Source organism: Paenibacillus rhizovicinus (assembly GCF_010365285.1).
In the GTDB taxonomy this organism is placed as follows: domain Bacteria; phylum Bacillota; class Bacilli; order Paenibacillales; family Paenibacillaceae; genus Paenibacillus_Z; species Paenibacillus_Z rhizovicinus.
In genome coordinates, this window is record NZ_CP048286.1 from 6,935,134 (window position 1) to 6,949,959 (window position 14,826).

Genomic DNA, 14,826 nt, shown 5'->3' on the forward strand with positions numbered 1-14,826 from the left:
CCCATCGTAGCATCGGAAAAATAATTTATCAAGATCGATGATAGATTTTTATGAAAATTCAGTAAATAAGGCTTATTGTGTCCTGCAAGCTATTAAAACGACGTTTGCATACAGGAAATAGGGGGTGCGGTCGTCGAATGAGATAGAAAGCGGAATCCAGGTCATCTGCGCAAACGGAGGGGATGCTAATGGGAAAGCGGTTCGTCGCGATCTTGTTCATGATCATCGCGTTAGGATCAGCTGCGGCTTGCAGCGGCAACGAAGGCCAATCAACGACGGACGCTAATAATGGGACGACAAGGGTTGCATCCGACGCTTCATCAGAACCCCCTGCCGGCCAAGCGAGCGGAACGATGTCCGTTACTTATATGGACGGCATGTGGGATGCGGTTATCCCATCTGCCCAAGGTCCGGCCGTATCGGCGATCGATAAGAAATTCAATATCGATTTCAAGCCGCGCTTCTCTTATATGCAGGAGTATCCCGAGAAGCTGGCGGTCACGATGGCGGGCGGCGAGCTGCCGGATATGATCGGTCTGGAAGGCCCGGATGCCAATTTCATGAAATGGGCGAAGCAGGGCGCGTTCCTACCGTTGAACGATGAAATCAAGCGTTACCCGGCGCTCTCCGGAATTCCCGAGCGCATATGGCATTCCGTAACCGTGGACGGCAGCATCTATGCGATTCCGAGATGGTTCACGACGAAGTACGGCAAACAGCCGGTCATCCGGCAGGACTGGCTGGACAATCTCGGCCTTAAGATGCCGACGAATTACGAGGAACTGCTTGATGTGCTGGTCGCTTTCGCGAAGGACGATCCGGATCGGAACGGCAAGAACGACACGTACGGACTCGGACTGTCCTCCGTCGATACGGGCATGCTGTACGGAGCGGCGATGGGCGTCGAATGGGACTCGACCGCATGGTACGAGAAGAACGACCGAGGCCAGCTCGTTCCCGGCCTGATTACGAACGGCAATAAAGAACAGGTTGATTTTCTGGCCAAGCTGTACGCGGCAGGAGCGCTGACGAAGGATTGGGCCGTCTCCAAGGCGAACGACGTGCGCAACGATTTCTTCAGCGGAAAGTACGGGATGTATTTCGAGCAGCCGTATGATTTCAGCGAGAAGCGGTTTGCTAGTCTGAGAACGCTCCAGCCGGCGGCGAAGCTGGCCGTCATACCGCCGTTCAAGCAGGACGACGGACAAAGCGGCTTTACATCCACGGGCAAAGGCTTCTATCAGATGATCATGCTGAATGCGAATTTGAAGGATAATCCGGAGAAGATCGACCGCATTCTGGGCATGCTCGATTATATGAGCGCTTGGATTCCATGGGAGGACCGTAACCCGCAAAATCCCGATTTTGACTGGCAATACGGCGGCGAAGGCAAAGGGTATGCGATGAAAGACGGCGTCGCGGTCGAGACGATCGACGGACAGGATTTGCGGCCGAAAAATTACTTGGTCGGGCGCTATTGGGCACCGAACGACGAGGCCGTGCAGCTGCCGGGCGCATTTACCGACCCGCTGGCGAAACAATTCGTGCAAGATGCGGTGAATACGCTGCAATCGGTCAAGTTTTATCAAAATCCCGTCGATGCGATCGTTTCGCCGCTGAAAGAAACGAACGAGGCTGAGCTAGAGCGGGATTTTAACGCACATGTGACCCGGATGATCGTGGGCAGCGAAAGCATGGCGAATTGGGATGCGGCGGTCAAATGGTATTTGGATGACGGCGGACAAGCGATCATCGACGAAGTGAATCGCATGCTTGATGAAGAGCAGATCCAACCGGGATGGGGATAGGCGGGAGCAAGTAGAATAAGCGTTAAGCAAGTAGAATAAGCGTTAAGGGAGAAAACGAACCGATAGATTGGAGCCTCTGCGAGATGCAGAGGCTTTTTTGTCATAGGCGCGATACCGGCCAATCCGCAGTGTCTGGCGTGCTGCGAAACGTGAATGCGGGCAAACGGGCTGCTGCGGCTGCCAAACGGACTGGTCGATTTTAACGCTGTTTCACTTATTTTTGCATGCATGATAAATAGTTGAAGCAGTCAAAGAACTGGCGATTTCCTTCCGCTATCAGTTGCTCTAGGCTTGGAATGAGGCTTAGAAGCAGAGAAAAGGAGACCAGACGCTATGTGTCCGATTGCGAATCAAGAGCTTTACGCGTGGTGCAAAGTTCCGGTTGAACAATTGACAGCGCATCCGGACCGGAAAATCCCGCTTCGGATCGTTACGGATTCGGCCGAAATGGGCACGGCGATGGCCAGGGAATTCGCAGACGACATCCGCCGGGCGAACGAAGAGGGTCGGCCGTACCGCGCAATCGTGCCTTGCGGGCCGAAGGCGTGGTATGAACCGTTCGCGGCGATCGTGAACGAAGAAGAAATCTCGCTGCGGAACATGACCGTGTTCCATATGGACGAATGTCTGGATTGGGAAGGAAAGCCGCTCGCGGAAGGCGATCCGTACAATTTCCGGACGTTCATGGAGCGGCACTTCTACGGCGGCATTCGTCCGGAGCTGGCCGTCCCGTTGGAACAGCGGTTTTTCCCGCTGCCAGCCGCGATGGAAACGATCAAAGCCCGCATCGCCGAGGCGCCGATCGATCTCACGCTTGGAGGCTGGGGCCAAGACGGCCACCTGGCCTACAATCAGGCGAGAAGACATCCGTATAGCGCCATTACGGTGGAGCAGCTGCGCAATTCGGAGCTTCGCGTGCAGGAGAATAACCTCGACACGATCATCGCGTTAGCCCATCGCACCTATGGCGGGGCTTACCAATTCGTGCCGCCGATGTCGATCACGCTGGGCATGAAAGAATGCTTGTCGGCCAAGAAAGTGCGCATCTACAGCGACACCGGCGCTTGGAAGCAAACCGCTTTGCGGGTCGCGCTCTTCTCGGAAGAAAGTTCGGAATACCCGCTGACATTGCTTCAAACGCATCCCGACGCGCTTATCACGGCGACGCTGGAAACGGCCAGGCATCCCATCGCGGAAAACCAGGACTGGGCGTGGACCGGGGTGAATGCATGAACGCGCTTCGGCCAATCCATGGCGAGGCATCCTACCGGTATGCGCGATTGATCGGAACCGGGGGCATCGGCTCGGGCATCCTCTTCCGTCTCGCCGGCGAGCAGACGCTCGGCAGGAACGAAAGCCGGCTGGGCGAGCTGACGGAAGCGCAGGATTACTGCAAGCTCCATATCATCTGCCATTACCCGGCCGTACTGCTGCAAGCGGGAGCCGCGAACGAAACCGGGCATGGATTCGAGCTGGTTCCGATCGGCAAAGTAGGCGCGGATTCGGAAGGCGAGTCGCTTATTCGGCAGCTGCGCGGGTCCGGAATGTCCGTCGAGCATGTCGGCCAGGTGACGGGCGCTAGAACGCTTTTCAGCGTTTGCTTCCAATACCCCGATTTGGCAGGCGGCAATATTACGACGTCCAACGGCGCCAGCAGCCTCGTGCAGCCGGAGGATATCGAACGTGCTTTTGCCGGATATGCCTTCACCGGGCAGTCCGACCGCTTCGGCGCGAACGAGATCGTGCTTGCCGCTCCGGAAGTGCCGCTCCCGGCCCGAATGGCGCTGCTTGCGAGGGGCAGGGCGAGGGGGAGCTTCACCGCGGCATCGGTGCTCGCTTCCGAGGTCGCCGCCTTCGGGGAAGCCGGCGGCTGGGAGCTGACGGACCTGCTTGCGGTCAATGCGGAAGAAGCGCGCGCTATAGCCGCGCCGGATCAGGAGCGGGATTCAGCGGGGGGCGGCAGCAGCGGCAGCATCGTCAAGGGCATCACCAGCGGCAGCGGCAGCAAGGACAGCGATAGCAAGGACAGCGAAAGCAGAGACATCGCGGTGCGCTGCGCCGCGTTTCTGTCGCGCCGCAATCCGCGCATCAAATTCGTGATGACGGACGGCGCCGCCGGCTGCTACAGCTATGCCGAAGGCGAGCTGATCCATACGCCGCCGCTGCGCGTGGCCGCCGTCAACACGGCAGGCGCGGGCGACGCGATGCTGGGCGGCATCCTAAGCGGCCTCTGCTGCGGACTGCCATTCGCGAAGCATGCCGACGAATCGCATTTCGGCGCAGAGCCGCTCGAGAGCGCGGTCGAGCTCGGGACGCTGCTTGCCGCGCTCTCCGTCACATCCCCGCATTCGATTCATCCGGATGCGAGTGCAAGCAGGCTTGCCAAATTTGCCAGAGAGCACCGGATTGCGCTTGGCAAAGCGTTCGCTTATATGCTGTCGACTAGCGAAACATGAGAGGAGGAGGGAACGATCATGGCGTTTAAATTGCGGCTTGTGCAGCGATTTCAAGCTGCTAACAGAGCGGAGTTCTTGGAACTTGAGCATCAATTCGCGGAGCTGGAGCGCAGGCACGACGACTTTCCGAAAGGAAAGCGGTATCTGCCATTCAGCGGCAGGGAACCGCTCAACACGCTGATCTGGGAATGCGAATTCGAGACGCTCGCGGAGGTGCAGCAAGCGCTAGCGTTCTTCGAAGGGGATCACAGGCACGAAGAGCTGGCGAAGCGTCAGCTGCCGTATTTCCAAGATGCGCATACCGAAATTTACGAAACATTGGAGGGAGATCGATGACCGATACCGTGCTGCGGATCGAGGACGTCATTCCGGAATCCAATATCGTCATCGTCTCTCCGCATTACGACGATGTGCTGTTCTTCCTGGGCGGGTACATCCAGGAGCTGAAGGAACGCGGGCTTCTGAACACGAAGCGATTCCGCGTGATCAACGTGTTCTCGCGCAGCAATTATCTGGCGCATACCGGCAGCGGCAATTTCGACGCGAGCTTGGAGCGGATCAAGCTGGCGACGGGGAAGCGGCTGATCGAGGACTTGGATTGCATCGACGAGCTTCTTGGGCCTTGCAATTACGGCTACGAGCTGCTTGGAGAGCGGGAATGCTTCACGCGCGGCAAAGCGATGGCGAGCAGCGAGATGGAGTTTCCCCATGGGATGTTCGAGCATTTCGATGAGCGGGACGACGAGATCTTCGACCGGATGCTGGCGCGGTGCCGCGAGTGGGCGATGCAGCCGGACACGGCGTACGTGTTTCCGATCGCGTTTAAGGAGCATATCGACCACTTCATCGTCCGCGAAGCCGCCGTCCGCACGGCCGCAGAGACGAGGGGAGAAGCGCGGGCGGCGTTTTATTTTCAAGAGGATAAGCCTTATGGGGGAATCGCGACGCCCGAAGAAATGGCGCGGACGGACGCCTTCGTCAGGGAGCACGAGCTCGAATGCAGGGTTTATCGCCATCATCCCGAGAAGGTCATCGAGCTCGCGTTCAAGCACTATATCAGCCAAGTGGACGACGTGTACCGAATCGGCGTTCGCAACCGGGCGGACGTCTTAAGCAAGCAGTATGGAACGCCGCATGCCGTCGATCAAATCTACCGTTACCGGGGTTAATCGTTGAGCGGAAGATGCGATGGGGAACGCCGCTGCGCGCGGTTCGTTATTCCGAGCGCAGAAACGGAGAGGATTGGTTTGCGTTTGCGTCGCGATACGTTAATGCAGCATTCGGCTGGCGCTTCTCCACGATCGACTGCCCGCTTCGCTCCGCAGTTATACGCATCCGAATTACAGCTTTTCAACCAAGGAGGGATCCGTGTGGAAAAGCAATACGACATCGCGTACGATACCGGCTTCGGCAGCTCTTCTCCAAGCCGGCTGATGCCGGCTGCGGGAGAACGATTGAAGCTGTTTTTCGTTCCGAGCGTCAAGCATGGACGCGAAATCGTCGAATTCATCCGCCGTACCGGCGTCGATTTCGAAACGGTCACGTTCGACCGGGCATGGGATTTGAACAAGTGGGGAATCGGCGATTATTACGATATCCGCGCCTCGGTCGACGACCAGCACGTGATGGTCGAGAACCTTGAACGCGCGCTGACCTCGGAGGCGCACTACGATGTGCTCGTCATTCCGGCGGTGAACGGCTGGGCGCATTTCACGCCGGCGACCCGGCAGGCGGTTCTTCGGCGCGTGGAAGCCGGCGCGGGGCTCGTGCTGATCCGGCCCTTCAACGGCGAAGACAAGCCGAAATCGCCGGAGCTCGAAGCGTTGTCGCCGCTCGTCAACTTGTTCGAGGAAGGCTTCGCCGTCGACAACAACGCCGGCGAAGGCTATCCGAAGGTGCGGTTCGATCTGCTTCAATCCGGCCGCTGGTCAGCGTCCTTGACGCATTACATCACGCGCGGCATACCGCTGGAGCTGCTGCCGAGCGATCAGTTGGCTTATTATCCGTACGAGGCAGCCGGCGAAGTGCTGATCGCAGCAGCCGACGGCGCGCCGATCGCAGCCGTCAAGCCGTTCGGACAGGGACGCGTCGTCGCATTCGGCTATTATCCGCGCGACATTCTGCCGCAGCATAAAGATTACACGGGGAAGGAGTCGACGTTCGACGCCGTCATCGATGAATGGAAAGGCGCTCGGACCGATTGTCCATTCGCCTTCCTCGCCTATTTCTACGAGCTGGTTTACCGCAGCGTCGTCTGGGCCGCTAAGCGCGAGCCGGATTGCGCGCTCGTCGTCGCGGAGCGCGGCGATAACAGCTGGACGATCCGCTGCGAAGGCTCCGCGGCGCCCGACCGGATCCGGTATACGATCAAAGACGTCTTAGACGGGATCGTAACCGAAGGCAATTGCGGTTCCGACGGCATGCTCGATCTGCCAGAGTCGCTGCAGGACGGAGGCGTATTTCGAATCGAAGTCGAAGCGCTCGCGGCGGAGACGGTGCTGGATTTCGCCACGTTCGTGCTGGAGAAACCGCCTACAGTGTCGTTCGCGCACGCTTCCGTCAGCCATGAAACGCTGACGGTCGGCGAGACGGTTCGCGCGGCCTTCCGCCTGCAAGGCGAGCCTTGCCTGCTCGTCGTCCGAATCATAGACGATTTCGGCCGGGTGCTCGAGGAAACGGAAACCGGGCTGCAAAACGGAGAGACGGCAACGCACGAGTACCGAGCGACCGCTTCCAAATCGATGCATATCACGGTAGAGGCCGACGTGAAGCGAGGCGGGCGCATCCTGCAGCGCTGGTCCTCCGGCAAGATCGTCGTCACGCCGTCGCAGCGGCGAATGGACGACTTCGAAGTGTTCACGGCGCCGCAAAACCGGGGGCATGGCGACTTCCTCGATCTCGTAGCCGAGCGTTACCGCGAAATCGGCGTCACCGGGCTATATCCCGGCAGCGCAAAGACGCTGACCATGTCAGGCGCCTCGGGACTCGGCGTGTACTGGTACCATCGGGCACCGTACGTGGAACGGAAGGAGCAGTACTACCGGACCCGCGATAAGCAATATCTGGTCCGCGTGCCTTGCCTGAACGATCCTGCGTTCTGGGAAGAGCAGCGCAGCAAGATTACGAAGACCGTGTCCGCGTTCAAGAAATTCGGTCCGATCGCTTATTTCGCCAACGACGAAGGCTCGCTCACCTGCTACACCGACGAGATGGATCTCTGTTTCTGCGGTCACTGCATGCGCGAGATGCGCGTCTGGCTGCGGCAGGAATACGCCAATCTCGGACAGCTCAACGACGCATGGGGCACGGCGTTCGGAAGCTGGGAGGACATCGTCCCTTATACGCGCGAGGAAGCGAGAAAGACGCGGCGTTTCGCCCCGTGGACCGACCATCGGCGTTTCATGGAGCATACATTCGTCGACGCGTATCGCAAAATCGCCTCTCTGGTGCAAGGCGCCGACGAAGGCGGTGTCATCCGAATGTCCGGCTGCCAGGCGTCAACCGCCTATTCCGGCTACGATTATTACCGTCTGCATCAATATGTCGGGTATTTCGAAGCGTACGGCGTCGGCAATCAATACGAGTTTCACCGCTCGTTCGCCAAGCCGGGCACGATTATCGGCGGCTGGTTCGGTTACGGCGTCGACGGCGTAAACGCGCAATACGGCGTCTGGCATGCCGTCTACCATGGCTTGACGCTCTGCAATCTGTTCTGGGAGTACAGCCTGCTGAATCCCGATTATTCGCTTAGCCGCAGCGCCCAAGATTTGAGCGCGCCATTCCGGGAAATCCGCGAGGAAGGCATCGGCAAGCTGCTGCTGCATGTCGCGAAACGCGATCATTGCGGCATTGCGCTTCATTATTCGATGGCATCCGTTCGCGGCACGGCCATCATCGGCGACAAGACGCGCTTCGAGAGCAACCGCCAAGGCTGGATCGACATGCTGGAGGACCTTGGTTATCAATATGATTTCATCGCCACCCAGCAAATCGAAGCAGGCGAGCTGACGGCCAAAGGCATAAAGCTGCTCGTGCTTCCCTACTCCATCGCGCTGAGCGAACGGGAGACGGCCGCTATTACGCAGTTCGTCAACGAAGGCGGCACCGTTATGGGGGATTTCCAGACCGGCCTGATGGATCAGCATGGTCAAACGCTTGAAAGCGGCATGCTGGACAGCTTGTTCGGTATCGAGCGGCTGTCGACGGAGGCCGAGCCGTTCTATATCAACGACAGCTTCGTGGCTAACGCCGATTTCTCGTATTTTAGACCGGACGAAGCGTTCGAGGACGAACGCATGGCCGAGTTCGGCACGCGGACGAAGGAAGGACAACCGGCGTACCGCGACGATTTCATGCGTCAAGTCGTCGCCGTGAATATGCGGGAGCAGGGAGACGGCAAAGCCGTTTATCTCAACATTCCGCTGTCCAATTATCCGAAGCTGCGCTTGCAGGACGGTGAGAGTGACGCGCTGCGCAAGCTGATCCGCCAACTGATAGGGCTGACAGGCGCCGCTAAGCCGGCATCGCTGACGCGCGACGACGGCAGCCCTCTCGAGGCAGGCTGCGAAAGCTTCTATTACGCGAGCGGCGAAGCAGCTTATGTCGCCGTCTTGCGGAAGCTGAATCGCAGCCAGGCGCTCGGGCATGACGGATTAGCCGTCGGCGCGGGCGAGAAGCGGCAGCGTGCAGCCGATGGGATGCGCTTCGCGTTCGCGAAGAAGGCGCATGTGTATGACGTTCGCGAGCGCCGGTATGTCGGCTATACCGACGAGGCGGCATTTGATTTGGCCGAAGGCGATACGAAGCTGTTCGCGCTGCTGCCTTGCCGGGCAACCGGCCTGCAGATCGATGCAGCAAGCCAGTGGAAGCGAGGCCGAACGGCCATTGCGCGCTTCACGCTCGCATCCGGCGAACCGCATCGATTCGCCAGCGTGTTGACCGTTCACGCGACCGGTCCCGACGGCAGCCGCGAATGGCTCTACTCCGACAACATCTATGCGGAACGCGGCGAGTGTACCCATGAGTTCGCGATTCCGGTCAACGCCCGAACGGGGAACTGGACGATTACGGTGAAAGATACGGCAACGGGCATCGAGGCTTCGCATGTGGCAGTTGTTCTGGATTAATCTATTCCCGATTTCCGATAATAGGAGGCTGTAACATGAACGATATGCTGACCGCGCATGCTGCTTTCGGGCAAACGACTTACTGGATCACGGGCGCTACCGTCATCGACTGCGAGCTCCCGCTCGTCAAGGAACTGCTGTCGCGGACGGCCAGCCTGCAGCCGCAAACGGACATTTGCAGGAGAATCAAGTTCCGTCTCGGCGTGCCGGAAGACGTTCGCGCGAGCATCTCCGAGCAATTGAACGTTGCGTACGACGACGCGCATGAAGAAGGATATGTCATCGCTATTGCCGGCAGCGAAGCGGCAATCTATGCCGAACAGGAGCGGGGGCTCGTCTATGGCGCCGTCACGCTGGCGAAGCTTGCCGACGCGAACCGCGGCGGTCTTCGCACGGGCATCGTCTATAATTACCCGACTTGTCCGGTCAGAGGGCTTAAGGTGTACCTGCCGACGGAAGAAGGCATTCCGTATTTCAAAGCGTTCGTCGACATGCTCGTCCAGTTCAAATACAACACGATCGTCATCGAAGTCGGCGGCGCGATGGCGTACAAGCGGCATCCGGAAATCAACGAGGGCTGGGTGCGCTACTGCGACGAAATGTACGAATACAGCGGGAAAACGATCGTCATTCAGGAGAAAACGTTCTCGTGGTACAAAAATTCGATCCATGCGGAGAACGGCGGCGGCCGGTTCCTCTCCCAAGCGCAGGTAAGCGACATCGTCGGCTACTGCAAAGAGCGCTTCCTCGACGTCATTCCGGAAGTGCCGAGCCTCAGCCACTGCGATTATTTGCTCATCAATCACCCGGAAATCAGGGAGCGTCATAACGATCCTTACCCGGACACGTACTGCCCGTCCGACGAGCGCTCTTATGCGCTGCTCTTCGATGTGCTGGATGAAGTGCTGGACGTATTCGAGCCGCGAACGGTCCATATCGGCCATGACGAGCTGTACTCGATCGGGCTGTGCGACAAGTGCAAAGGCAAGCCGGCGGAGCAGCTGTATGCGGATGACATCAAGCGAATCCATGCTTATTTGCAGGAACGCGGCGCTCAAACGATGATCTGGAGCGAGAAGCTGCTGAACGCTGTTACCTCGGACGGCAAGACGTACGGCGGATCCGAACGGCGCATGGTCGATTACGATACCGGCGTTTACATGGGCGAGACGATTCCCGCAACGTACAAAGCGATTGATCTCGTGCCGCGCGACATTGTCATGATGCATTGGTACTGGGGCATCGAGCGGCATTTCGAGCAGCCGTTCTTCGAGCGAAGCATGCCTGTCGTCTACGGGAACTTCGATGGACCTTCGTTCGCCGATTGGAGCACGCGTCTTGCGCAGGGAGCGCTCGGCGGCATCATTTCCAATTGGAGCGCGATCAAAGAAGAGAATTTGCAGCGCAACGGCGCATTGTTCTCGATGGCGTACGCGTCGTATCTATTCTGGCGCGATCATTATGATGATACGATGCACGAAGAGGCGGCCAATCAGGCGTTCGAAGCGCTGTACCGGTACCGCTACCGCAAGGCGCTGCGGGAAGCCGGCTCCGGCGCGGGCACGTCGTATATCGAAGTGCTGCATTCGACCGATCATATCCGGGAGTATCACCAGTTCATCGACGGCATTTACCTGGACAATCGGGAGTATCGGATCGGCGAATACGTGCTCGAGTATGCGGACGGCTCGAAAGCCAGCGTTCCGATCACGTACGGCTTCAACATTTCCAACAAAGACCGGTTTTGGGATCGCAAGCTGTCCAAAGGCACGCTGCATACGGCCGCGCAGTACGAAGTCGATGCGATTTTGCTGGAAGCAGCCTTCACGTCATGGCCTGTCCGGATCGGCGAAGAAACGTATTACCGTTGGCTGATCGAGAGCCCGTATCCCGACAAAACGGTGACGGCTGTCCGGCTGCTGGTCGACAATCCGCTGACCGGCAACATCTGGGTCAAGGCGATCGCGCATGTCCCGGAGACTCGTTCGCGGCAAACGCAGTCCGTCGCCGAACCGATCCGGATTATGGGCGAAGCTAACTTTGCATCGAATTAAGCTGTTTTCTCGAAACCATCAAAACAATGAGGAATGTATAAAACCGACGATTGGCAGTTCGTCGGTTTTTTTCTATAGTAAGATCGATTCCGAACGAAAGGAGGGGAGCCGACTTTACGCCATGCATCCGGTCGGTTTGCGCCAAACGGCGGCAACGGCCAAGGCTACGACAGCAGCCCAAAAACAAGGATACGAGGAGGAAAAAGATGAGCAGGAAAACGGTGTATGCATTGATGGCGCTCGCGCTCGTAATGGGATTGTTCACCTTCATACCCCAGACGGACAAAGCTTATGCGGCTTCGTTGTACGAGGTTGGACCCGGCAAAACATATGCCAATATCGGGGATGTTCCATGGGAATCCCTAAACGCCGGCGACCAGGTCAAGATTTACTGGCGGTCGACGCCGTACAAGGAGAAGTTCATCCTTTCGCGCCAAGGTACGGCGGCCGCGCCGATTACCATTACCGGCGTGCCGAACGCAAGCGGCCAGAGGCCGGTCATCGACGGCAACGGGGCAACGACGAGAGCTGCGCTCAACTTCTGGAACGATAACCGTTCCGTGATCAAGATCGGCGGAGCGAGATTCGCCGGCAGCGCCTCCGACCCGGCGTCGGGCAATTTGCCGAAATACATTACGATCGAGAACCTGGAGGTTCGCGGTGCCAGATCGTCCTACACGTACACGAATAACGCCGGCACGACCGTCAGCTATTTGACGAGTGCATCCCCGATTTTCGTGGAGTACGGTGAGAACTTGACGTTCCGCAACAATGTCATTACCGATGGCGGCAATGGTTTGTTCGTTGCGAGCACGGACGCGGGCGTGTCCCGTAATATTCTGGTCGAAGGCAATTACATCTACGGCAATGGCAACAGTGGCAGCGCCTACGAACATAATATTTACACGGCAGCAATCGGCATCACGTTCCAGTACAACCACCTCGGCGACCTGTGCAGCGGTTGTTCCGGCAACAATCTGAAGGACCGCTCGTCCGGCACCGTTATCCGGTACAACTGGATTGAAGGCGGCAACCGTCAGCTGGATCTCGTCGAAGGCGACGATACGACGGCGATCAGCGGCGATGCTGGCTATCACCAAACGTATGTGTACGGCAACGTGCTGATTAAGCCGAACGATACGCGCAATCCGCAGTTCGTCCATTACGGCGGCGACAACGGCACGACTTCGCTGTATCGCAAAGGCACGCTCTATCTCTATCACAACACGTTCATCTCGAACCGGACCGACAACGCGACGCTGCTGCGGCTGTCCACGAGCAGCGAGACGGCTGACGTTCGCAATAACGTGTTCTACAAGAGCGTGTCGACTTCAGGGCTTCGCATCATCGACCAGACGGGAACGGCGAACCTGTACAATAACTGGATCAACACCGGTTATGTGAACATCGCGGCAGGGTCCGGCGGCACGGTTACGCATTCCGGCACGCTTACCGGCACGGCTCCGGGCTTCACGAACTTCTCTACGCTCGATTTGCGTCCGGCGACGGGTTCGGCGCTAATTAACGCAGGCACCTCCCTCGCGACGGGAGCAAGCTCCTACCCGGTAAACATGGAGTATGTGAAGGATCAATCGTCCATCGCCCGCGCCGTTCACAGTACGATCGATATCGGCGCTTTCGAGAATTGATTCGCGATCGTCAGTCGTTCGCCTGAGGGAAGAGCCGTTACGGTTCTTCTCTCAGGTCCCCTAATGCGCAGCATAAAAGGAGGAAGAAGAAGATGAGAAAAGTATGGTATTCGCTCGTTGCCTTGGCACTAGTCATGGGTTTGTTCACGTTCGCGCCGCAGACGGACAAGGCGTACGCGGCTTCGTTGTACGAGGTTGGACCCGGCAAAACATATGCCAATATCGGAGATGTTCCGTGGGAGTCGCTGAATGCCGGCGATCAGGTCAAGATCTACTGGCGGTCGACGCCGTACAAGGAGAAGTTCGTCATTTCGCGCCAAGGGACGGCGGCAGCGCCGATCACCATTACCGGCGTGCCGAACGCGAGCGGCCAGCGGCCGGTCATTGACGGCAATGGGGCAACGACGAGAGCGGCGCTCGATTTCTGGAACGACAACCGATCCGTGATCAAGATCGGCGGCGCCAGATTCGCCGGCAGCGCCTCCGACCCGTCAACGGGCAATTTGCCGAAGTACATCACGATCGAGAACCTGGAGGTTCGCGGTGCCAGATCATCCTATACGTACACGAATAACGCCGGCGCGACCGTCAGTTATTTGACGAATGCCTCGCCGGTCTTCGTGGAATACGGGGAGAATCTGACGTTCCGCAACAACGTCATTACCGACGGCGGCAACGGCTTGTTCGTCGCCAGCTCCGATGACGGCGCGTCCCGCAATATTTTGGTCGAAGGCAATTACATCTACGGCAACGGCAATAGCGGCAGCGTCTACGAGCATAACGTATACACGGCCGCGATCGGCATAACGTTCCAGTACAACCATTTAGGCGAGCTGTGCAGCGGCTCCAGCGGCAACAATCTCAAGGATCGCTCCGCAGGCACGGTCGTTCGGTTCAACTGGATCGAAGGCGGCAACCGTCAGCTCGATCTCGTCGAAGGCGACGATACGACGCTGATCAGCGGCGATCCGAGCTATCACAAGACATTCGTTTACGGCAACGTGCTGATCAAGCCGGACGACGCGCGCAATCCGCAGTTCGTGCATTACGGCGGCGACAACGGCACGAAGAAGCTGTACCGCAAAGGCACGCTCTATCTCTACAACAACACGTTCATCTCGAACCGTTCCAATTCCGCGACGATTCTGCGGCTGTCCTCGAGCGGCGAGTCGGCCGACGTACGCAACAATGTGTTCTACAAGAGCGCGGCGGCTTCCGGGCTCTCGATCATCGATCAGACGGGGACTGCGAATCTGTACAATAACTGGATCAGCACCGGCTATACGAACATCGCCAGCGGCTCCGGCGGCACGGTGACGCATTCCGGCACCATTACGGGCACGGCTCCCGGATTCGCGAACCTGACGACGCTCGATCTGCGTCCGGCGACAGGCTCGGCGCTCATCAATGCCGGAACGTCGCTGCCCGCTGCGGCAAGCGCCTATCCGGTAAACATGGAATACGTGAAAGATCAATCGTCTGTCGCCCGCGCGGTGCATAGCACGATCGACATCGGCGCTTTCGAGAACTGATTCGCAGCCGCTGGGCGTTAAACTGAGGGAAGGACCGCACACGGTTCTTCCCTTAAGTTCTCATTGCGCAAGAACAGTACCTTGCTCTGAATGATCGATTTCGACAAGGAATCACTGGTTTTTGACGGTTGACCGTGTCTATGGCCAATGTTAGGATTTCCCTGATAAGTTATTCAAACCGGTGCTGCGCCTGGAAACGGA

9 protein-coding genes are annotated in these 14,826 nt (G+C 58.2%); all 9 read left to right on the top strand.

Translation table 11 applies throughout. The annotated features are described in order from the left end of the window. Nucleotides 1-188: 188 nt before the first annotated feature. The 9 genes from GZH47_RS30910 (at nucleotide 189) to GZH47_RS30950 (ending at nucleotide 14,625) form a co-directional block, all read left to right on the top strand. A complete protein-coding gene (locus GZH47_RS30910; RefSeq protein ID WP_162644926.1) occupies nucleotides 189-1,808 on the top strand; it encodes an extracellular solute-binding protein in 1,620 nt (539 codons plus the stop codon). A 333-nt stretch (nucleotides 1,809-2,141) separates the two neighbouring features. Then, entirely contained in the window at nucleotides 2,142-3,041 is a 900-nt protein-coding gene (locus GZH47_RS30915; protein WP_162644927.1) for a 6-phosphogluconolactonase, read from the top strand. Continuing rightward, complete coding sequence (locus tag GZH47_RS30920; protein ID WP_162644928.1) at nucleotides 3,038-4,264, top strand: carbohydrate kinase family protein; 1,227 nt, start codon at nucleotides 3,038-3,040, stop codon at nucleotides 4,262-4,264. The genes GZH47_RS30915 and GZH47_RS30920 overlap by 4 nt, the downstream gene beginning before the upstream one ends. An 18-nt stretch (nucleotides 4,265-4,282) precedes the next feature. Then, on the top strand, nucleotides 4,283-4,600 hold the full coding sequence (locus GZH47_RS30925) for a hypothetical protein (RefSeq protein WP_162644929.1): 318 nt from the start codon (nucleotides 4,283-4,285) through the stop codon (nucleotides 4,598-4,600). Next, complete coding sequence (locus tag GZH47_RS30930) at nucleotides 4,597-5,433, top strand: hypothetical protein (protein ID WP_162644930.1); 837 nt, start codon at nucleotides 4,597-4,599, stop codon at nucleotides 5,431-5,433. The genes GZH47_RS30925 and GZH47_RS30930 overlap by 4 nt, the downstream gene beginning before the upstream one ends. Nucleotides 5,434-5,634: 201 nt before the next feature. Further along, the gene (locus GZH47_RS30935; RefSeq protein ID WP_162644931.1) at nucleotides 5,635-9,390 is read left to right on the top strand and encodes a beta-galactosidase; all 3,756 of its coding nucleotides are present in this window, start codon (nucleotides 5,635-5,637) and stop codon (nucleotides 9,388-9,390) included. 35 nt (nucleotides 9,391-9,425) lie between these two features. After that, nucleotides 9,426-11,444, top strand: a complete 2,019-nt coding sequence (locus tag GZH47_RS30940; protein ID WP_162644932.1) for a family 20 glycosylhydrolase — start codon at nucleotides 9,426-9,428, stop codon at nucleotides 11,442-11,444. 206 nt (nucleotides 11,445-11,650) lie between these two features. Next, nucleotides 11,651-13,093 (top strand): polysaccharide-degrading enzyme, encoded by a 1,443-nt coding sequence (locus GZH47_RS30945; protein WP_162644933.1) that lies wholly within the window; start codon nucleotides 11,651-11,653, stop codon nucleotides 13,091-13,093. A 92-nt stretch (nucleotides 13,094-13,185) separates the two neighbouring features. After that, the gene (locus GZH47_RS30950) at nucleotides 13,186-14,625 is read left to right on the top strand and encodes a choice-of-anchor Q domain-containing protein (RefSeq protein ID WP_162644934.1); all 1,440 of its coding nucleotides are present in this window, start codon (nucleotides 13,186-13,188) and stop codon (nucleotides 14,623-14,625) included. Nucleotides 14,626-14,826: the final 201 nt, after the last annotated feature.

Excerpts from the sequence above, each read along its gene's own strand:
- GZH47_RS30910 (WP_162644926.1), top strand. The coding sequence starts at position 189 with ATGGGAAAGCGGTTCGTCGCGATCTTGTTCATGATCATCGCGTTAGGA.
- GZH47_RS30915 (WP_162644927.1), top strand. The coding sequence starts at position 2,142 with ATGTGTCCGATTGCGAATCAAGAGCTTTACGCGTGGTGCAAAGTTCCG.
- GZH47_RS30920 (WP_162644928.1), top strand. The coding sequence starts at position 3,038 with ATGAACGCGCTTCGGCCAATCCATGGCGAGGCATCCTACCGGTATGCG.
- GZH47_RS30925 (WP_162644929.1), top strand. The coding sequence starts at position 4,283 with ATGGCGTTTAAATTGCGGCTTGTGCAGCGATTTCAAGCTGCTAACAGA.
- GZH47_RS30930 (WP_162644930.1), top strand. The coding sequence starts at position 4,597 with ATGACCGATACCGTGCTGCGGATCGAGGACGTCATTCCGGAATCCAAT.
- GZH47_RS30940 (WP_162644932.1), top strand. The coding sequence starts at position 9,426 with ATGAACGATATGCTGACCGCGCATGCTGCTTTCGGGCAAACGACTTAC.
- GZH47_RS30945 (WP_162644933.1), top strand. The coding sequence starts at position 11,651 with ATGAGCAGGAAAACGGTGTATGCATTGATGGCGCTCGCGCTCGTAATG.
- GZH47_RS30950 (WP_162644934.1), top strand. The coding sequence starts at position 13,186 with ATGAGAAAAGTATGGTATTCGCTCGTTGCCTTGGCACTAGTCATGGGT.